The sequence below is a fragment of the Catellatospora bangladeshensis genome, from assembly GCF_016862575.1.
GTDB classification, from domain to species: Bacteria; Actinomycetota; Actinomycetes; order Mycobacteriales; family Micromonosporaceae; genus Catellatospora; species Catellatospora bangladeshensis.
The window spans coordinates 31,435-51,389 of sequence record NZ_BONF01000058.1; the positions used below are offsets into that span (position 1 = coordinate 31,435).

The 19,955-nt window shown below is 67.6% G+C and carries 16 protein-coding genes; 13 read left to right on the forward strand and 3 right to left on the reverse strand.

The window, feature by feature from the left end:
* Nucleotides 1–159 precede the first annotated feature (159 nt).
* From Cba03nite_RS36795 to Cba03nite_RS36840, 10 genes are all read left to right on the forward strand, one after another.
* Entirely contained in the window at nt 160–939 is a 780-nt protein-coding gene (locus Cba03nite_RS36795; protein ID WP_203756750.1) for a class I SAM-dependent methyltransferase, read from the forward strand.
* A gap of 154 nt (nt 940–1,093) precedes the next feature.
* Nucleotides 1,094–2,044, forward strand: coding sequence for a hypothetical protein (locus Cba03nite_RS36800; protein WP_203756752.1), 951 nt, complete (start codon nt 1,094–1,096; stop codon nt 2,042–2,044).
* Nucleotides 2,045–2,202: 158 nt separating this feature from the next.
* The gene (locus tag Cba03nite_RS36805; protein ID WP_203756754.1) at nt 2,203–2,490 is read left to right on the forward strand and encodes a DUF4193 family protein; all 288 of its coding nucleotides are present in this window, start codon (nt 2,203–2,205) and stop codon (nt 2,488–2,490) included.
* Nucleotides 2,491–2,653: 163 nt separating this feature from the next.
* Nucleotides 2,654–3,724, forward strand: coding sequence for a TY-Chap domain-containing protein (locus Cba03nite_RS36810; protein ID WP_203756755.1), 1,071 nt, complete (start codon nt 2,654–2,656; stop codon nt 3,722–3,724).
* Nucleotides 3,725–3,884: 160 nt separating this feature from the next.
* A complete protein-coding gene (locus Cba03nite_RS36815; protein ID WP_203756756.1) occupies nt 3,885–5,048 on the forward strand; it encodes a tyrosine-type recombinase/integrase in 1,164 nt (387 codons plus the stop codon).
* Complete coding sequence (locus Cba03nite_RS36820) at nt 5,045–7,276, forward strand: tyrosine-type recombinase/integrase (protein ID WP_203756757.1); 2,232 nt, start codon at nt 5,045–5,047, stop codon at nt 7,274–7,276. The genes Cba03nite_RS36815 and Cba03nite_RS36820 overlap by 4 nt, the downstream gene beginning before the upstream one ends.
* The gene (locus Cba03nite_RS36825; RefSeq protein WP_203756758.1) at nt 7,273–7,779 is read left to right on the forward strand and encodes a DUF6262 family protein; all 507 of its coding nucleotides are present in this window, start codon (nt 7,273–7,275) and stop codon (nt 7,777–7,779) included. Before Cba03nite_RS36820 ends, Cba03nite_RS36825 begins: the two co-directional genes overlap by 4 nt.
* Before the next feature lie 350 nt (nt 7,780–8,129).
* Nucleotides 8,130–8,549, forward strand: coding sequence for a hypothetical protein (locus Cba03nite_RS36830; protein WP_203756759.1), 420 nt, complete (start codon nt 8,130–8,132; stop codon nt 8,547–8,549).
* 347 nt (nt 8,550–8,896) lie between these two features.
* Nucleotides 8,897–9,424 carry an SMI1/KNR4 family protein gene (locus Cba03nite_RS36835; RefSeq protein ID WP_203756761.1) on the forward strand — a complete coding sequence of 176 codons (528 nt, stop codon included), beginning with the start codon at nt 8,897–8,899 and terminating at the stop codon, nt 9,422–9,424.
* 135 nt (nt 9,425–9,559) lie between these two features.
* A complete protein-coding gene (locus tag Cba03nite_RS36840; RefSeq protein ID WP_203756763.1) occupies nt 9,560–10,453 on the forward strand; it encodes an IS5 family transposase in 894 nt (297 codons plus the stop codon).
* Between the two features lie 66 nt (nt 10,454–10,519).
* Here Cba03nite_RS36840 and Cba03nite_RS36845 read toward each other — a convergent pair whose 3' ends face one another.
* From Cba03nite_RS36845 to Cba03nite_RS36855, 3 genes are all read right to left on the reverse strand, one after another.
* A complete protein-coding gene (locus Cba03nite_RS36845) occupies nt 10,520–11,167 on the reverse strand; it encodes a hypothetical protein (RefSeq protein ID WP_203756765.1) in 648 nt (215 codons plus the stop codon).
* A 180-nt stretch (nt 11,168–11,347) separates the two neighbouring features.
* Nucleotides 11,348–13,780: a phospholipase D-like domain-containing protein gene (locus tag Cba03nite_RS36850; protein ID WP_203756768.1), complete on the reverse strand. Its 2,433-nt coding sequence runs from the start codon at nt 13,778–13,780 to the stop codon at nt 11,348–11,350.
* Nucleotides 13,777–15,174: a hypothetical protein gene (locus Cba03nite_RS36855; protein WP_203756770.1), complete on the reverse strand. Its 1,398-nt coding sequence runs from the start codon at nt 15,172–15,174 to the stop codon at nt 13,777–13,779. Before Cba03nite_RS36855 ends, Cba03nite_RS36850 begins: the two co-directional genes overlap by 4 nt.
* A gap of 687 nt (nt 15,175–15,861) precedes the next feature.
* Here Cba03nite_RS36855 and Cba03nite_RS36860 point away from each other — a divergent pair.
* The 3 genes from Cba03nite_RS36860 to Cba03nite_RS36870 all read left to right on the forward strand — a co-directional run bounded on the left by Cba03nite_RS36860 (nt 15,862) and on the right by Cba03nite_RS36870 (nt 19,865).
* Complete coding sequence (locus Cba03nite_RS36860; RefSeq protein WP_203756772.1) at nt 15,862–16,857, forward strand: hypothetical protein; 996 nt, start codon at nt 15,862–15,864, stop codon at nt 16,855–16,857.
* A gap of 442 nt (nt 16,858–17,299) precedes the next feature.
* Nucleotides 17,300–18,481: a TerB family tellurite resistance protein gene (locus Cba03nite_RS36865; RefSeq protein WP_239126294.1), complete on the forward strand. Its 1,182-nt coding sequence runs from the start codon at nt 17,300–17,302 to the stop codon at nt 18,479–18,481.
* Nucleotides 18,471–19,865 carry a hypothetical protein gene (locus Cba03nite_RS36870; RefSeq protein ID WP_203756776.1) on the forward strand — a complete coding sequence of 465 codons (1,395 nt, stop codon included), beginning with the start codon at nt 18,471–18,473 and terminating at the stop codon, nt 19,863–19,865. Before Cba03nite_RS36865 ends, Cba03nite_RS36870 begins: the two co-directional genes overlap by 11 nt.
* Nucleotides 19,866–19,955: the final 90 nt, after the last annotated feature.

The window sequence follows — 19,955 nt, forward strand, 5'->3', positions numbered from 1 at the left end:
GCAGTGCGGCCACCACGCAGCCGCAGCGCGCGATCCGACCCGGCCGAGACGGTCACCACCCCCGCCCAGCACGCCGCCAACGAGCCGACCAGACCGCATCGGCCGAAGACACACCAGCTGGCGATCGCCAGCGGTACCCACCGCCCATAGAGGGATCCGATGTACGACGGCTCGACATCTGCCGCGGTCCGCGGCGGCCATCCCGAAACCGCAGATGCGTTCGGTCAGGCACTGCTGGCCGCCGCCGCCCGCGATGGCCAGCCAGCGACCGCCTACGTCATCACCGAACGAGACGACGGCATGATCTCGGCACGCGATGCCTGCCACTACTTCGCCCCGGTCGGCGGCGACGAGATCGAGAACGACGTCCTGGCCCTGGCCCACGGGCGGGTACTGGATATCGGCTGCGGCGCGGGACGGCACGCCCTGTACCTGCACAACCAAGGACTGAACGTCCTGGGAATCGACGTGTCAGCCGGAGCCGTGGAGGTCTGCCGTCAGCGAGGCATAACCGCTCTCCTGGGCAACATCTACGACCCGCCGCCGCTCGGCCGATTCGACACCCTGCTGCTACTCGGCGGGAACCTCGGCCTGCTGGGGTCGCCGCACCTCGCTCCGCAGCTCCTTGCATCCCTCACAGCGCTTGCCGGTGACGGCGCGCAGATTCTGGCCGAAGGCTTCGACCCGACAGCGACAGAGGACCCCGACGACCTCGCCTACCAACGACACAACGCCGCCCTCGGAATACCCCCGGGCGCAATCGTCGTACGTGTTCGCCACCGCGCGCTCGCGACCGCTTCTACCCCGCTGTGGTACCTGCCTGCCCGGGAGCTCGCGGGACTGCAGGCCGACAGCGGCTGGAACATAGGCCGCCTCTGGCAACGGCCCGACGGCCCGTCCTACTGGGTCCAGCTGACGCGCCATACGGCCACCGCATGACGGTGCGGCAGACGGGCCCGAACCGAGCCACGCCCCAAGGCAACTCCAGGCCGCTGTGGTGCACGGCGTGGTGCCACCTGAGGGACCGCCACGGCGGAATACGAACCAACCCAGAACCAGCAGTCGATCAACCTCACCCATGGGAGAAGGAATCATGACCACTGAGCCGATCGAACGTCCGGCGGCACAGCATGACCAACGGCGCCGCAGAATCCGCTGGCTGTGGCTGGCACTGGCCGCCGCGCTGATCGTGGCCGTCGGGGGCGCCTATGCCGTCGTCCGCTCAAGCGCCGCGACCGGCCAGGTGGACGCTGCAACAGCCACCGGCACCGTTCCCGGCGAAGCATCCATGTCGGGCAAGCAGCTGCTGGAAGCCCTGGCCGCAGGTCTGACCGACGCGCCCGCCGACCACCGCACCGGCACCTACACCCTGCTGCACAGCGTCGTGTGGGGCCAGAACATTCAGGGCACCATGGAGATCGCGGCCCGCGACACCTGGCGGACCCAGGACGGGACCGTGCACTACGCCGAGCAGCGTTCCAAGGACAACATGCCGATAGCCGGGTTCGACCCGGTGAAGACCATCCAGGCCATCCAGGCGCAGCCGCCGCTGATCATGGACTTCACCGGCGAGAACCGCACCCCCGACCTGGCCCTCAGCGGGACCGGCGACGCGGTCAAGGAGCTGACCTGGTACGTCCAGAGCAGCCGCCAGTGGCAGCCCGCCATCGCCCGCGTCCGCATCGACGAACTCGCCGGCATCTACATGAGCCAGTACGTGCCCAAGCATATGCGCCAGGCGATCCTTCGCGCGCTCGCGGCACAACCCGACGTCGAGTTCAGCCACGAACGGTCCGCCGACATCCAGGGACGCGCGGCGATCGCCTTCAGCGCCAAGACCGACAACGAGACCATCACGCTGTACTTCCATCCGGAGACAGGCGACCTGCTGGCCAAGCGCTCGATGATCGGCGACAGGCTGTTCGGCTACACGCTGCTCGAACCCGCGGTCTGGACCGACCGGGCAGGGCCTCAGAACCCGCAACCGACGCCGGCGTCGACCATCATCCCGACCTGGCTGCCAGGAGTCGGCACCCTGACCTGAGCGGGTGGGCGATCGCCGGTGCCGCGCCGGCGCAGGCGGTCGCCTCACACTCTCAGCCGAGCCCGCACGCGAAGCATTCGGTCGTCGCGGCTTACGTCGTCTGCACGGCATCAACGAGACCGCTGCCGCTCGACCAGAACTGTCACGAAAGGCCGGCGATGGCAACGACCACCGACTACGACGCTCCACGCGAGCAGACCATTAACGAGGACAGCCTCGAAGAACTTCAGGAACGTCGAGCCTCCCAAGCCGCGCAGACACTCGACGTCGACGACGGCGACGTCACGCAGTACCTGGTTGTTGACATCGAACATCTCGACGAAGAGATGACGGTCGACGTCGTGCCCATGCAGCTCGACGAGTTCCGGTGCGACCGATGCTTCCTGGTCAGGCATCGCGTACAACGCGCCGCCCCAGACCGGGCCATCTGCATCGACTGCTGCTGACACCTTGGGTCACCTGCCGTTGCTGCGGCCCGCGGCCCTTCCATGTGTCAGCCGCGGCGCAGGCGGCGGCCCTACCGGGGCGAGAAGCACCCGTCGAGTGGGCAACGACACACACCGCCCACGACCTGAAACGGCCAGTCCGTACCAGCCATGAGGAGGCCCGATGAACCAGCTCGGCGAGATGCAGGACATTGCCGCTGCCAGCACCACTGTCGCCGCCCTGCATCGTGAGATCGCGCCGGAAGCCCTCGGCGATGAAGGATGGCTCGCGTTCGCAGCGAGCATCGCTGCCGGCACCGGCTGTGCGAGCTTGAACGACGCCGTCATCATCGACATCGCAAGCGGCAGGTTCCTGCAGTGGGTGCAAAACTTCGACAGCATCACCGTCAACATCAGCGACAACGACGAGCAGCCGCTGACCGTCGATCAACGGACCGCCCTCGCCGATCAAGGATGGCAAGCCCCCACCCGGGCCGAGCCCACCTGGAACCGCGACGTCCGATGGCAGCCAAGCCAGGACATGTTCGACATGTTCGCAGTGCTGATCACGGTGACGCTGCACGTCCACCTCGGTGTGCAGTCCGCTGCCGGGCTGCAGATCAGGGCCTTCAATCTCGGCGGCGGCGAACGATACGAACTGCCCATGTCGGCGATCGAGTACCGGCGGGCGTGCGCCGATGTGTCGCTGCGACTGGCTGACCTGAGGCTCCATCATTCCGCCGCCGCGTTCGTCATGGACAAGGAGAGCATCACGGCCGCCTTGGTCGTGGTCGATGTGATGCCCGCGGACCGCCGGCCTACCGAGCACGACAGCGGCGCTTACTTCCTCGACCGGATCGTCCTTGTCGAAGGCGGCGACCCGCACCTCGCGATCTGGTCCCACGTCGCCCCCGGCGGACGAGCGGGCAGCCGCCTCGTGCCGGACCACCCGCCGCGGCCTGGGCGGCCGCTGCGCGCCGAGCAGGGAAACCCCATCTATATCCGATACCTGCTCCAACACAGCGCCGCTCTGGCCGCGGCATTGCACGCCGATCCAGCGCTGCGGGAGCGGATGAGCGGCCTGCTGGCCTCGGGTAGAGCCGACGCGGTGCGCGCCATGCATATCGAGGCGTCGACCGGCGGCAGCGGGATCAGGATCACCACGATGTTGCTGGCACCCGAGAAGCTCGACGGCGCCTCGATCGCACTGCCAGGCGGCGACGCACCACGGCTTGCGGCAACGGCCCGGCCATAGACAGCGGGCTCGTTCTGGCAGCCACGGGGGTTCTCTGGGGGTGGTTGTCCTGCCGCTATTTGTGGCGTGAGGGTCTGTTAGGAGCGGGTTTCCGACAGTTCTCTGCGGTTGTGGTTCTGTCGTGCGTTGTGGCATTTGCGACGACGATACGGAGTTCCTTGTGCAGATCTTTTTGGTGCGGATGCCGTCGGGTGGCCGGTATTGGACGGTGCTGGATGATGATCTGGTGCCGGTTCCGGCGGCGGATCGGTTTCTGCGAGACGAACGCTTCGGGCGGGATCGTGCTGAGCTGACCACGAAGGCGCACGCCGGTGGGGTGATGCTGTTCCTGTTGTGGTGTGCTCGGACGGGGCGTGACTGGCGTACGGCGGCGGCGGACATGGCGGCGTTCATCGTGTGGTTGCGGTTCGCACCTTCGGACCTGGATGCCGAAGCGGCGGTGGTGGCTGGGCCGGGGGCGCGGCCGGTGCGTCAGGCGCGGCGGATCAACCGGGTGTTGTCGGCGGTGCGCTTGTTCCTGGCCTCGGCGGTGACGTACAAGGATGTGCCGGCGGCTGTCCTGGGTTCACTTTACGAGGTGGGCGATGTGCGGGATCTGCCGGTGGAGGCGCAGTCCGAGGACGGGCAGATGCTCTTCCGGATGGCGGCGCGTCACCACCTGGCTGAGGAGGACCGGGCGGTGGACAGGGCCAGCGATGAGGAGGTCGTGGCGTTGCTTCGTGCGTGTCGGTCGGCACGCGACAGGCTGGTCGTCTTGCTGCTGTCGCGGGTGGGGCTGCGTCGTGGCGAGGCGACCGGGTTGCGGTTGGAGGACATGCACCTGATGGCCGACTCGCGGCAACTGGGCTGTGCGATGCACGGTTCGCACTTGCATGTGGTGCGGCGGGACAACATCAACGGCGCGTGGGCGAAGTCGCGGCGCAGCAGAGCGATGCCCGTGGACTTTCTACTGGTGCACGCCGCTGATCAGTACGCGTTCGAGCGGCAGGACTGTGCTGCTGCCCGTGACAGCGATTTCTTGCTGGTGAACCTGTTCCGGGCACCGGTCGGAGCGCCGATGCGCCCGGACGCGTTGAACGAACTGGTCGAGGGCCTGTCGCGGCGCGCCGGCCTGGGGCGGGCGCTGACTCCGCATATGCTGCGGCACGCCTTCGCCAGCAACGTCGCCGATGCCGGCGGCGCGCTTGACGAGATTCAGACCTTGCTCGGGCAGAAGAGCCCGTGGTCCGCGCAGCCCTACCTGCACACCTCCGCCGCACGGCTGCGCGAGGCGGTGCAGCGGGTGGCCTCGCCACGCGCGTGGGATCTGGAGCCGACGCGATGACCGGAGCCGCCCTGGCCGCCGTCGCCTCGGACGTGCCCGGCACCGACCACCATCGCACGCATCGGCTGCGGGCGCTGATCTCCCCGCAGTTCCTGGCCGAGGCCGGCTGGGTCCAGGTGCGCAAGGCGCTTGTCTTCCCGACCAGGCATCCGTTGCTGGGATGGGACGGCCCGGCCGATCCCCTCGCGGACTGGGCGGCGCGGGTGGCGGCTGGCAGCGGCTCCTGCGCGGTGGGGCGCTGTCCGCTAGACCGGCAGGGAAATGGCAGCTACTGCGAACTTCATCGCGTCGAGTGGAGGGCGACGCGCGGTCCCAGCAGCGGCGTCGACGAGGCCTACTGGCGCACGGTGGTCCAGGCCGAGCTCGTGCCTGGCATGGTGAGCCTGCACGGCCTACCCGAGCTGGTGGTGGCTGAGCTTCTCTACGGTTTACAGCACCGATGCCGCAGGGGCGCACGAACCTCATGGCGCGCCCTGGGCAATCTGGTGCGCAGAATCCGCATGGCTGGCGCGGCGTCGATGGAGGACCTGCCGCCCAGGAGCGAGGACTCGCTGCACAGCACCATCGTCGCCGCCGTGCGGCAGGCGGTGCTCGATCCCGAAATCGAGAGGCGCAAGGACGTCTGGCAGATGAGCGCTTTCGGTTACGGCGGCACCCTTGACTTCAGCGAGATCAGCCAGGGTTGGCTGCGTGAGGCCGTCAAACGGTGGGCGTTGGACTTCTTGCCCACCCGTCAGGGCAAGACCCCGGTGGGCAAGGTCCGCGCCCGGGTCATGGCGGTGGCCAAACTGTCGGCGAGCCTGCGGCTGCAACGCCAGGACCGCGGCGAGGACTTCACCATCCTGGGCGCCGCCGACATCTCCGCGTTCTGCAACCGGCTGGCGTTCCTGCAGGCGCAGGGCGTCGTCTCGGCGCGGCTACGGCTGAGCACCTGCCTGATGGCCCGTGTCGTTCTCGACGGCATCCGCAGGCTAGGGCTGACCAGGCCCGGACAGCCGCTGTCCGGACTGCCCGACGACTTCGCCATACGTCGCGGACAGATCCCCGACGACAGCGAAGACGACGAACCCGGCAAAGACCTGCCCAAGGAAGTCATGCAGGTCATCTGCCGGCACCTGCCGCAGTTGGGCCAGCAGGCCAACGACGAGATCCAGACCGCAGTCGAACTGCTGATCGACACCGGACGGCGGCCCAGCGAGATCTGCGCACTGGCGTGGGACTGCCTGCAGCATGACGCCGACGGGCAGCCGGTGCTCATCTACGACAACGTCAAGTCCAAGCGGTTCGGTCGTCGCCTGCCCGTCGCCACTACCACCGCTGATCTGATCCGCGCCGCGCAGGCACGGGCGCGGCAACGCTTCCCCGACACCCCTGTCGGTGAGCTCAAGCTACTGCCATCGACCAGGAACAACCCCCATGGTCACCGCCCGATCAGCCCGGCGAACGTGTCCAGCATGCACCGGCGATGGATCATGGGGCTGCCGCAGGTCACCGTCGCGACCGAGACGACCTCCGACGGCAAGGCCGTCGTCGTATCGCTGCCATACGACATGGCGACGATCACGGTCTACGCATACCGGCACACCTACGCCCAACGCCACGCCGACGCCGGAGTGCCCGTCGACGTCCTTCGGGAACTGCTCGACCACCTCAGAATGGACACCACGCAGCGGTACTACCGCATCGGGGAGAAACGACGCCGCGAGGCCGTCGACCGGGTCGCACTCATGCAGTTCGACCGGCACGGCTCTCGGATCTGGCGTGATGCGACCGCTCTGCTGGACGACGAGCGCATGCGTCTGGCCGTCGGCGAGGTGGCCGTCCCCTACGGCGGCTGCAGCGAACCGAGCAACGTCAACGCCGGTGGCGGGGCCTGCCCGATCAGATTTCGATGCGTCGGCTGCGGCCACTTCCGCACCGACGCCTCCTACCTTCCCGATCTGGAGGCATACCTGGCCGACCTGCTGCGCAACCGCGAACGCATCCTAGCTACCGGGATCGACGCCGACGACTGGGCCAGAGCCGAAGCGCTTCCCTCGACCGAGGAGATCACCCGCGTCCAGCGGCTCATCACCCGCATCAAAGGCGAGTTGGACGACCTCACCGACGCCGAACGCGAACAGATCGAGCAGGCAGTCGCCGTCGTCCGCCGGGGCCGGATCGCCCTGCGCATCACACCAACCGACCGGCGGCCACACGACGACCTTCGACCGGCGAGGGCCGCATGAATATGGGCCGTGGCCGCGTCAACGACGCCGTCCGACGCCGAGAAAAGGTCACCAAGGTCATCCTCCAGGCTCAGCAGGCAGGCGGCGACCTCAGCGTCTCCGCCGTCGCCCGCCGAGCCGGCGTTGACCGTTCCTACCTCTACCGGCACCGTGACCTGCTCGAACTTATCCACCAAACGCAGTGCAGCCCAGCAGCCGGCTCATCTGTCACGATCAGCCGGGCGTCGCTGCAAACCGACCTCGCCAACGCACACGAACGCAACCGCCGTCTCCAAGCACGCAGCCAACTACTGGAACGGCGGCTGTCCGAACTCATGGGCGATCAAGCATGGCGGGACTCGGGCCTCGGCGCGCCCACCGACATCGAAACCCTCCAGCGAAGGATCGTCGAACTGGAGCAACAGAATGCTGAACTCACCGGCCAGATCGAGGACCGCGACCGCGACCTGACCGCAGCCCGAGCCGCCAACCGGGAGCTGATGCTCCAGTTGAACGCCAGATAGCGCATGCCGCGCGCAGGTGAAGGGGCTAAACGAGACCGAGGTTGGCCCACGGGGGAAGGCCAACCTCGGAGATCTCACTCCATAAACGCGGCGTGTCAACCCCGCGCAACATGTGTTGCATTGGAAAACTCGTCAAAGCGGGCGACGAACTGCGACTACCGGTGCCGCCACACTCGACCCCCCAAAGAACGGGGGAAGCGGCCAGAACGAACCCGTAGTAACAGCATAGCGCCGCAGCCTCAACCTCAATTCTTCCGATCGTGGGTAAGGAAGTACTCGTGGTGTCCTGGCCGACACGCTGAACAGACGACCCGGCACTGGATGTCCGAGCCCATGGCTAATCTCCAGCCATGAACGACCAGCCACAACCCACCCCGCAGGAGGCGTCGGACGATGCGGCACGGCGGGCGGCAGCGCGGATCTCGTTCCGGTTGACCTACGACCACACCAGCATGCCGCGACGGATCGGCATCGGCTCGATGTCGGGTCCGCCGATTCCGTGTGCGTACGGAGGCCAGCTTCAGTCATCCGGCGAGTGGGACGCTCCCGATGACGGCCAGCCACGTGATGAGGTCGGATGGCTCGACCAATTCCTGTCCTATGTCGTCGGTGAGACGGTCCATGAAGGGCTGGAGCACTACCAAGTTGATGGCCGGCCGTGGCTGGACCCCCATGGGCCGGCGGAGGCGGCGATCCACGCAGCTGTCGACAGGCTTCACGCGGACCTGGTGGCCATTCGCCGGAGGTTCAGTTCCGACCAGGCGAAATGAGGCCAAGAAGGGCGGCTGCCGACCGGCTGTGCCATGCACGACGCGCGCCGGGCTCGGCATGGAGGGCGCCGGCTCTGCGGCCGCGGTGTGGTGGGGCGCCATCCGACAGCCGCCCCACCACACCAGCTCGCACCGCATTAACTACGATGATTATGTCAGTGACGTATGTAGCGCGCAAGTCGGCGACACCTGCGGCGCACCGACGGTCCGGGCTGACCGGCCCGGACCGTCGGGAAAGACAGCGCGATCCCCAGGGCCTTAGCGCGTGTTTCAGAAGTAGCACCTGGCCGTGGTCCTGTCCGGTTGCGCCCGTAGCAACCTCGATGGAGAAGCGGAATGATCACGGCGTGACCGACGACGAGATCATCGAAGCACTGCGTAGCCGGGTTGCGGCTGGCCGGCCTACGGCCAGCACGTACTCGCCCGAGCTGCGAGTGGCATCGCCTGCCGACCTCGACGACGTAGAAGCCGGTCTCGGATTCAAGCTGCCGACCCTGCTTGGACGCATCTACCTGGAAGTCGCCAACGGTGGCGTCGGACCGTTCCTCGGGATCTTGGGCTTGCCACCGGACGGGTACGTCGGCGACGGCGGCGACCTGGTCGCCGACTATCACGCCGGCCAAGACTCAGCGGGATGGCCAGATGGTGAGCCCCCCGTCCCGCCGAAGGTCCTGATGCTGTGCGACTACGGCTGCGCGATGTGGGCGCTGCTGGACTGTCGATACCCCGAAGGCCGCATGTGGTGGTGGGACCAGGGCAGCCGCTACAAGCTCGACGTCACGCTGGCGCAATGGCTGAGCGCCTGGCTGACCGACGGAACGAACATCCTTGAGACCGCCGACCCACTACCCGATGAGAGCTGGGAAAGGTCCTAGACACCCACGGCGAGCGCCTGAACTGTGCGGCCGTTCGCCGACACGGCCGATCAGTGCGGCGTGTCGCTGATCGATGAACAGCGAGGTCTCCGGTAGACCGTTCAACGACCAAGAAGAACGAAAACCGGAGACCTCGTGGCCACCATACCGGCGGCGAGGCGGCACGACCTGACCGACGCGCAGTGGGCCGCGCTGCAACCGCTGCTGCCCAAGGGCAGAAGGCCAGGCCGTCCGCCGAAGTGGGACAAACGCCAGCTCATCGATGGTATCCGCTGGCGGGTGCGGGTCGGCTGCCCGTGGCGGGACGTGCCTGACATGTACGGGCCCTGGCAGACCGTGTACGGGCTGTTCCGCCGCTGGCAGCGAGCCGGGGTCTGGCAGCAGATTCTCACCGGCCTGCAAACCCACGCCGATGCGGCAGGGCTGATCGATTGGGACGTCAGCGTCGACTCCACGATCGCCCGTGCTCACCAGCACGCCGCCGGCGCCCGGGCCCGGCCGCAGGAACAAAAGGAGCCGCCCGGCGGCGTCGAGGACGAACCCGCCGACCACGCCCTCGGCAGGTCCCGGGGCGGGTGGACGACCAAGCTGCATCTGGCCTGTGAGCAGGGCCAGAAGCCTCTCGCGGTGGTGGTGACCGGTGGGCAGCGCGGCGACAGCCCGCAGTTCACGAAGGTCCTGGCCCGTATCCGGGTGCCGCGGCCCGGTGGCGGGCGTCCGCGGACCCGACCGGACCGGGTCCTGGCTGACAAGGCGTACAGCTCGGCCGCCAACCGGGAGCACCTGCGACGGCGCGGGATCAAGGGGACGATCCCGATCAAGGACGACCAGGCCGCCAACCGGCGCAAGAAGGGGCCGAAGGGCGGACGGCCGCCGACGTTCGACCCCGAGATCTATAAGCAGCGCCACGCCGTGGAGTGCGGCATCAACCGGCTCAAGCGCAACCGCGGGCTGGCCACCAGGTATGACAAGCTCGCCGTCCGCTACCAGGCCACCTACACCATCGCCGCGATGAACGAGTGGCTCTGACCCCACTTATGAAACACGCGCTAGCCAAGCTGGACACACGCCGCGGCTGTCGGCAACAGTCGGCCGCTATGCGAGGGCGGGTAGGAAAGTCGCTAGGTCGATCATCTCCACATGAGCGGCCGGTCCGGCGGTGAACTCGCGGACCGACATGTCGTAGCCGCCGAACCGCTTCTCGAACTCGGCCCGCTGCAGCGGTGAGGAACGGCCCAAGACCGCGAGCGCGGAGCTGGTAGCGGTGCGCAGGTACCGGATCGGCCTGGGTCCGGTCACGTAAAGCTGTGCTCTGAGCCCGTCGGCGTGCATCGCCAGGTTGACCAGATCGGCGAAGACCATCCGCTTGCGCATGGAGTCCTTGCCCTTCCACTGCGACACCTTGAACTCGGCGACCCGGCGATCGGTCTGAAGGTCGAACCGGCGGCTGTCGTCGTTGCCGGACGCCAGCGACGGTCTGCGGTCGACCCGTTCGCCGGCTTCGAGGATCAGGGGAAGGGCCTGGGCGATCACCGCGGCATGGATGAGGTCGTTGATGCGGCCGGTGTGCTGGCGTACCAGCAGCGCGGCGTGCAGAAGCTGCGGGCTCAGCGACGCGGCTTCGGCCAGCCCCGCCACGTCCGCAGCGGTCACTCCCAGGTAACGTTCCTCAATCTGCCTGATCCGGGTCGTCAGATCCTGCTCGTGCAGGAACCCGATGAGCCCGGCGAACGCGCTGGTCACATTATCGACCGCGTGCTCCGGACTAGAGACCGAGGCTTCGGCTGACGTGGGCATACCCGGCGCGGTCCGCATCGCGGTGCCTCCAGAACTGTTCGTAACAAGGTGATTCAAGCCCGCCAGGCCTTATGCCTGATCGAACATGGGCGTGCGGCGCGATCGCGGTCGCATGCCCACCGCTGCTCACGGTCGCCGGTCGGCTTGCTCAAGTGCCAGGACAGGGTCGTCGACCGTCCACTGGCGGTCGGGACGGCGTAACTGTGCCACGCCGCGGGCGTAAGCGGCGATGCCCGTCGGCAGGTTGTGCCACACCTCGGCCTGCCACCTCCCGCCCTTGTAGATCACCTGGAGCAGGCGGCGCCCGTTCCACCAGCCGCACATCGCTGTCACGCCTTCGACGACGACCCTCGTATCCGGGAACTGGCGCAACTCGTCCAGTGCGTGAAGCAGCACCCGACGTGCGAGGACAGTGGTGGTAGCCACGTTCACCACCCCGTCCCGTAGGGTCGCAGCGGGCAGCCGATCCACCGCGTCAGCCAGGGCGCTACGGGCTAGTATCCAGCTCAGCTCATCACGGAAGTCCAGCCAGGGGAATCCGTACCCGAACGCCGACCCGGTCAGGTCGGCCGCGTAACCGCGCAGCGATTCGTCGGGCGCCCCACGAAGGTGATCAACCTGCTGCCGGCCCGCGTCACGCAGCGCTTCAAAAGAACGGCGCAGGTCAGGATGCGCCTCGGGATACGCTGACAGTCCTCGTGCCAGGGCCACCAGCCCGATGGTCGTCAGTGCGGCCTGCTCCGCCTCCAACGCCTGCTCGGTCGGCGTGGTCCAGACCAGCAGCACGGATCGTTCAAGCAGGGCCAGCCACTCGGCAGGTTCGTCGAACACGTCCGCGGCGATGATCAGCAACACCGTCCGAGCGGACGCGAGTGCTGCGGGCATGGCGGCGCCGTCCATAGCGTCGAGGACCCGGTGGGCGAACTGGCGCAGCCGGGCCCGCTGCCGCTGATCGACGTCCCGGCTGGTCGGTGGCGGCAGCGAACGGTCCGCCTGGTCGCCTGGTTCCTCGCCCCCGCGGTCGTCCGGCCGGGCTACGGCGCCTCCGAGAGTGAACCGCAGCAACGCCGGTCCGGTGGCCATGGTGATGGCGTCGGTGACGAGCCGCCGCCGTGACATGCTGGCATGCGGGCTGGTCAGCTCCTCCGGGCGTACCGTTCGCAGGTGTGCGAGCGCGTACAACAGCGCCGCCCGTAGCGCCTCGTCGCCGATGACTCTGTCCCAGGCGTTGTTCTCCAGGGGCGAGGGCTGTTCGACGCGGGCGATGGCTCGGCCGACGTCGGTGACCACGGCTTCGGCGTCACCGGACTCGTCGCCCGAGCTCCAAGACACTCGTGCCGTGCCGCTCAGCGCGGCGAACCATTCGGCGTCAAACTCCGTGACGTAGGTGTGCACCCGTCCCGACGACCGGGCGTGTGCCAGGCTCCGCCCACCCACCTCCACAAGCTGCGGCGTGGCACCGCGATGGACCAGGACGTTCACCTCCACCCAACTTCCGTGCGCGCGTATGCCAAGAACAAGCAGCGGCGGTGTCTGTTCGGATTCCGGCGCGGGCGAAACGTATTCGACGTAGTCCAGGTCGATCGGGTCGTCGGCGATGGCCTCCACCAGCGATGCGCCGATGGGGGCGAGCAGCGCCAGCTCGCAGTTGCCGCCGCTGTCGGCCGCTCGCATCAGGGCGGCGCGGGTGCAGTTGGCGCTGCCGGTGACCGCCCAGGCCGCGCCCGGCGTGATCCATTCGATGATCTTGCCGTGGTGGTAGCGGGCGTAGTGCAAGGGCGGACGGGCCTGCCATGTTCCGGCTCGGGCGAGGGCGGACTTGAGCGCGACGGGGTCGCCCTGCACGTGCCGTGTCAGCAGGAGCTGCGTCGACTCGGGTCGTACCAGTTCGACCAGCGTCCGCAGGGCTTCGGCCTGCGTGTCGAAGAACGGCGAGGCGACGGCCAGCCGCGCGCTCGTCGCACGTGACAGCAGGGGGCGCAGCTGGTCCATGATCGGGGTATGGTCGCTGGTGAGCAGCACCAGGTCAGACGATGTGCCCGCTACCGGTCGGTGCCGCAGCAGCTGGGCTGTCCGCTCCAGGCGCTCCCGCCCGATGTCTTCCATCCAGAGGATGTCTCCCAGGCGGCGGAGCCAGTCGGCGAGGTCGTGGCACAGCTGTGGGACGGTGGGCTCGGTCAGGTGCAGGTGGGTCCAGACTTCGGCGTTGTGGTGCCAGCCGGATGCCGTGGCGTTGCCTGAGCCGATCGAGATCACCGCCTCGGTGGCGGAGGCGATCACGACGAGCTTCGGATGGAACGCTGCGCCGTTGCGGCAGGCCACGGGCAGGGCAAGATAGTCGGCGGGCTGATCGCGCTGGGACCGGCCGGTCAGTCGCGCCGCATCATAGAGCACCGTCGTCCGGGCTCGGGTCGGCCTGATCTGCGGAAGGCAGACGTCCTCGAAGAACCCCAGGTCACAGGTGTATGACAGGACGAGGACCTCTTCGGCGTCGGCGAGCGGCCGTCGGCGGAAGACCAGCGGCGGCGGGGCACCGCCCAGCTCGGACCAGTCGATCATGCGGTGATCTCCGCGTGGTGGCGGCCGATCGTCCAGTGGTCGCCGTCGGGTGCCAGGACGCCGAGCTGGTGCAGCACGCTGCGGAAGGTGTTCAGGCGCAGCGACATCGGTCCGTATCCCTCCTCGCCCTCCACCCGCCAGCGGTCACCCTCGCGTCGTAGGCGCGTTGGCATCTTCAACCCGTGCTGTGTCCAGTGCAGCTTGCGGCGGCTGACCGCATCGGCCCGCCCGAACGCCGCATGTGCCTGCTGTGCCACGGCGTCGGCCAGCCGGCGATCGGCGTTGCGGGCCAGCCACGCGGCGACATACCTGGGCCCTAGGTCTTCGGCGTCCCTGTCGTCGCTGAAGGAGGCGAGACTGCCGCCGCCGAGGTGGTCGAGCCGGTGCGCTCCGACGGCGAGCATCCGCACGATCGTCAGCGGATCCCACAGCCGTTCGCTGCCCGGCCGCTGCGCGAGGATCTCATGCTCGGCCGGCAGCAGGTTGCCGGCCGGATCGACCAGGTCCGGCAGATCCAGGCGAAGAGCCTGCCGGACCGTCGTGTGCGGCAGCCCTTCGACGAAGGACGCCACCGCGCTGTCGAGGGTGTCCGGCTGGTCTAGCGGTGCCACCAGCCGCGCCCAGAACATGCGCCACGCCCAGACCGACCAGTTGCGCAGCAGCACACCTCGCCAGGTCAGCGCGTGGCGGTAGAGGTCGTCGCCCTGACACACCTGACGCAGGTCCGAGGTGAAGCAACAGAGCAGGTCCATCGCATCATCGATGGACTGAGCATCGCGTTCGCCCCGCAACGCAAGCGACAGCAGCGCCGCGCTCAGACGGTGGGTCTTCGCGTGCTGCCCGACTGCGAAGTACGCCCGCCGAAGCAGCACGCCGTCCGGGGCGTCGGCGACCCGGCAAAGGCAGAGGTGCTCGAGATCGGCGAGGTCGGCGCGCGTCAGGACGTCGTCCTGCGACCGGTCGGCCATGGCGATCAGATCGTCGAGACCAGCGAGCCCTTCGACGTCGTCACCGACGGCCGGTCGCGGCACCGGACCGCCGTCGGTGAGGCCGAGCAGCGTCTCGATGCCGCCATATGTGCCGAGGAATCCTGCGAGCTGCTCGCTGTAGACGCGGGCCAGGTCGGTCACCAAGAACGACGACTTGCGCAGCAGGCCGGCCATCGCCTGCGCGCCGTGCGGCTGGGACGTCCCCGCCCTCGCGGCATGCTCGGCGGGGTGAGCGTCATAGTGGCAGACGGCGATCGCCGCGAACAGCGCCTCGCAACGACGCAGCAGGACCCGGAACTCCTGGCGGTCGTCATGAGACCAGCCTCGACGCTGCGCCTCGTGCGCCAGGCGCGTGTGCAGGGCCAGGTATCGGGCATGAGGTGTGGTCGTGATGACGCCCGGCACCAGCCGGGCCGCGTGCTCGCTGATCACCCGCTCGACGGCCAAGGGCTGCCTGCCAGCGTCGACGATGCTATCGGGCCGCGCCGACCAGGCGGGTCCTGCGATCAACAATCGAATGTCCATCCGGTCGGCACGGGCTTACGGGTGTGTAGGAGGCTGCGCTACCCGCGGACACTCCTCCTGAAATGTTGACCCTGCGGCTTTGCGGGCGGGCCTCTCCGGGCATCTGGATTCGCTCGATCGATAACCTACCTGCTGCGAAACGTCCTTGGACTCCTGCGAAGCGGCAGAGTAGGCCACCCGTACGCTCGCCCCCTCGTGAGGCTTCTACAACCCGCGCCGGCGGCACAGCCCTCTGAGTAGCCTCAGCCCTGACACCTACGAGAAGATCTACTACGAGTCGTTGACAGACCTCGAGGTGCCCGGCCGGTAGGGGTCACTTCAGTGCGGTGGCCGATCTTTTATCCGGCGTGCTGGTCCCGGCCTCGGTAACAGCCAGACGAGTGACGGATGCTCCCGCGACCGCCGTTACGCGCTACAGTGGACAGACGCATGGAGTTCGGGATAGCGCCTGAGCGACCGCGGATCTCTTTCGGCACGGAGCGTCGGATCGAACCTTCGCCACCGCCTACCCACCTTCACCTCGGATCGACGCTGCCGTGCTGGCACGTCGACAGGAAGGACACGTCTGTGACTGTCTATGCCTCGCACCCGAGCCGTGGCAAAACGCAGGTTCTGGCTACGTATCGTGGACCGCTTGGCATCACGGCAACCACCGTGACCAGCGTCGAAGATGCCCAGTGCGCAGCCGCGATCACCGATGCGCTCAACCGGGTCTCAGCATATGCCACCGTCCCGGTCAGTGTCACCGACGACCGTGATGACGGGTACGCCAACTACCCGCACGACCACCTCGGGGCGCTCACCGACCCCTCGCGTAGCGCCGAACTCCTCGCTGGCGATCACAGCCTCTGGTACGGGCTGGCCATGACCGGCCTTCACAAGGCATTACGAGACCTCCAGCAGGTGCTCAACGATGTGCCGCCACCAGTCGCGATCGCAGTGACCGCCGAACTGCAGACCGAGGCGGAACAGATCGCATTGGTGCTGGACGAACACAAACACGGCTTCGATCCGAATCGGTCGATCACACGCCAGTGGATCCGGAACGGGCCCTATGTCGTGTCGGACGGAGATCTCCCCGACCTGACCGACCACACCCGAGGTGAGCTGGACGACGTCGAAGACGGGTTCGAGGGCGACCAGCTCAGTCAGGCCCTCGTCAGCCTGCGCCTGCTCTGGCAGATCACGGACCGCACGGTCAACGACGAAGCGGAGTGGGAGACATCGCGAATGTCGATCATGTACGACGAGATGATGATGGGGCGAGACTTCTTCCTGTTGATCTCCGCGCCCGTACCGGGTGACCACCATCGAACGAGTTGGAAGGTCAGCATCGACAAGTGGGTGCCAGATAGCTGGGACGAGACAGGCGAAGCCGACGGGCACTACAACGAAGGCGTACTCACCTGCGACCTCGGACCGCAGCCAGACATAGACCAGCTCGTGCACCTGCTAGACCTCTGCGCCAAGGACGAGAACCAGCTGTCCGCGTGGGCCACCACCCCAGCCGGTGCCAACCTGGCCGGGACGTCGATCTCAGTCGCCGTGCGCGACGACGCCTGACTCGTAGGGCTTCTAACCTGCCCTCGGCGCCCTGGCAATAGGTGTCGAGGGCAGGTGTAAACCGACAAGCAGGACTTGATCCAGCGTCGGCTTCGGCTACGCCCTTTGGAAGGTTTGGCGGTGAGGGCGGGCAACGGCACGCCGGGGCTGCCTCGGATGGTGTCGGCACCGGAAGCAAGCCGTCGGAGGTGACCTGCCGGGCCGGTTCGCGGACCTGCATTACCTGACCGTGTCTCCGTATCTCCAGGGCGTTCTCACACCGGACGGGTCACCTTCGAATACGTGGGACATCAGTCGAAATGACTCGACCATTCGGTTGACGGACTTTTAGATCACCGGCGGCGGCACGGAAGCTCCCTGTGTCCGTAGGGTTACCCAACGACCAGTGCGGCATCAGCGCGGCTCCGATCCGTGTTGTGGCCGGTGATCGAAAGGGATGGCGATGGAACCTCGCGACGTGGGGCTCAGTCGGCTGAAAGATGCCGCTGGTTCCGCTGGGCGTAAGCTCGCCGACAGCACGAGCGTCGCGAGGCAGCGCGTTGCCGACGCCGCAGGTGACGCCCAGGACAGGGTGCGGCAGTCCGCCGAGCAAGTGAAGGCAAAGGTCGCCGACGTGAAGGACAGCGTGGCGGCGCGCGTGTCCCGCAACCGCGACACCCCCGCTGACCTGTCCGCGCTCAGCCCCGAGGCGAAGCTGCTCTACTGCCGGATACTGGTGAGCCTGGCGCTGGTCGACGACCAGCTCGATCCGCGCGAGATCGCGAACCTGTACCTGTTCGCATCGACGATCGGCCTCGACGGCGACGCGCGGTCGGCGTTGCGCGGCGAAGTCACCGGAGCCCGACGCGGCGCGGCGGACCTCGCCGCAGGCCACGACACCACGGTGGGCCTGTCCAGGCAGCTGCACGACCTGCTCGATGAAGATCAGCGCGAGCCGGTGTTCACGGTGCTGGTGCGTGACCTGGTGCGGATCTCCCGTGCCGACCGGCACGCCGCCGACGTGGAGCGCGAGCGGATCGCGCTGGTCGCGGGTCTGGTGTACCGGGAGTCGGCTGGAAAGGTCGTGCAGGCGACCGAGCAGCTGGTGATCACCGAGGAGCAGTTCGCCACCGGCAAGATCACGACCAGTCAGCTGGAGTCCACCACCAAGGACATCGCCGCTAAGGCCGCGGCGTTCGGTGCCCCGATCACCGCAGTCAGCCTCGCTGGCAGCGTCTCCGGCCTCAGCGGAGCAGGCATCACCTCAGGTCTGGCGGCCCTCGGGTTCGGCGGCCTGCTGGGGTTGAGTGCGATGGTCACTGGGATCGGCACCGTGGTGATCCTCGGCGTCGCGGTCCATCAGGGCACGCGTTATCTGCTGTCGGCCAACGAGCGTGAGCGGGAGAAGCGGCGCGAGCATCTCATCCAGCAGGTCATCCGGAGCCATCAGCAGGCGATGGCCGAGCTCGCCGACGACATCGCAGGTCTGGCTGCCCAGATGGAGGAGTACCTCGTCCAGACCACCAGGAACGAGCAGCGGCTCGCCGCGCTCAGAGGCGAGCTGGCCGCGTTCCAACTGGCGCTGGTGAACCTGCAGACCAGCCAGGACGCCTTCGAACGGCGGGAGCCGCTGCGTGTCGGGTGACCCGCTCCGGTCCGCTGCGACGGTTGTGGCCTACCAGGCGGTCACGCTGACTGAGCTGCGCGGCTTGTTCGACCAGGTGGAGTTCGATCTCATGGACGTCCTCGAACGCGAACACCGCGTCAGCGACACCCTGGACACGGTCGAATCCGAGTTCCATGCGGTCCGCGCACGCCTTCACGCCATGGGCATCCACGTACCGGCCGCGGACACCTCGTCGAACGCGGCGAGCCCCGTGAGCGCCGAGACACCAGAGCGCCCCCGCTATACCGTGCCGACCCTCTCGACCGGCGGCGACTTCGACCAGCTGGTCAGGCTCGCCGAAGCCAGACTCGACCGGTTGGGCGTCGACCTGACCCGAGACCCGCTCCAGCAGGTTTTGCCTACCGGCCAGATAGCCCGCAGCCTGCGCAGCTACACCGAGAAACACGGCGACATCAGCTGGGACAAGGCCGACTGGACGGTCGTCCTGGCCGCAGGATTCCTGGCGACCCTGCTGGACGTCATCCTCGTCCGGATTCCCCGAGACACCACCTTCCTGGGCGAGAAACAGACGGGATCGCCGCTCACGAAGTGGCTCCAGGACCGCGACCGGGCCAAAGACGTCCACGACCGCTTCTTCAAGGGGTTCGAGAAACTGGCCAAAGTGCCCTACGACGCCCCCACCACGAAGGCCACCGGGGGACTGGTCAGCGGCATGAGGCCGGCCACCCATCGCCTGCAGAGCTTCGGCCACGACCCGGCCCTGGGGTTCCTCGTCGGCGTCGCGGACATCATGCACGGCACCGGCACCTACATTGACAAGGCAGGGCAGCTGGTCCAGGTCGCTGGCGTCGCCGACCCAGTCGGGCTGATCAACGCCCTCCTCACGCAGGTACGGCACCTGCTGTCGGACGTCTACACCCCCGCCGGCCTGCAACCGCCGCTGTTCACCCTGCTCCAGCTCGGCCAGATCGAGTCACCCTTCTCGCTGGGACCGTCCGGCGTGAAGGTGCCTTGGACCGACGTCGCCCGCTACATGTACACCAACGGCTACGACCTGCGCCACTTCTTCACCATGGGCATCACCCCCGGCGTCGTGTCCGCGGTCATCCGCGGCTACTGGCTGCTCAAGAGCTACACCACTGGCGGCACCGCGACACAGCGGAAGCTGGAGCACGCCAAACTCACTTCCATGCTGCTGCTCGGGCACACGATCGCCACCTCGGGCACCCTGATCAAGACCGGGCTGATCTTCGGCATGAACCCGGCAGCCCTCAACTACAACCAGATCCTCGCCATGGCGCCTGCCACCATCGCCTGGTTCAAAGAAGCCATCGCCCGCGACCATCGCATCAGCCGGGCACTGGACAAGGAATGGGAACTACTCCTTGCCGACGTCCGATGATCTAGGAGGCAGCCAGGCAGAGCTGGCAGATCGGCTGACGTCCGGAGGGTTGAGCGTCACCGTGGGCGCGTAACAATCTCAATACGAGGA

Coding starts and splice junctions, on each gene's coding strand:
- Cba03nite_RS36795 (WP_203756750.1), top strand. CDS start 160: ATGTACGACGGCTCGACATCTGCCGCGGTCCGCGGCGGCCATCCCGAA.
- Cba03nite_RS36800 (WP_203756752.1), top strand. CDS start 1,094: ATGACCACTGAGCCGATCGAACGTCCGGCGGCACAGCATGACCAACGG.
- Cba03nite_RS36805 (WP_203756754.1), top strand. CDS start 2,203: ATGGCAACGACCACCGACTACGACGCTCCACGCGAGCAGACCATTAAC.
- Cba03nite_RS36810 (WP_203756755.1), top strand. CDS start 2,654: ATGAACCAGCTCGGCGAGATGCAGGACATTGCCGCTGCCAGCACCACT.
- Cba03nite_RS36820 (WP_203756757.1), top strand. CDS start 5,045: ATGACCGGAGCCGCCCTGGCCGCCGTCGCCTCGGACGTGCCCGGCACC.
- Cba03nite_RS36825 (WP_203756758.1), top strand. CDS start 7,273: ATGAATATGGGCCGTGGCCGCGTCAACGACGCCGTCCGACGCCGAGAA.
- Cba03nite_RS36830 (WP_203756759.1), top strand. CDS start 8,130: ATGAACGACCAGCCACAACCCACCCCGCAGGAGGCGTCGGACGATGCG.
- Cba03nite_RS36850 (WP_203756768.1), bottom strand. CDS start 13,780: ATGATCGACTGGTCCGAGCTGGGCGGTGCCCCGCCGCCGCTGGTCTTC.
- Cba03nite_RS36865 (WP_239126294.1), top strand. CDS start 17,300: ATGGAACCTCGCGACGTGGGGCTCAGTCGGCTGAAAGATGCCGCTGGT.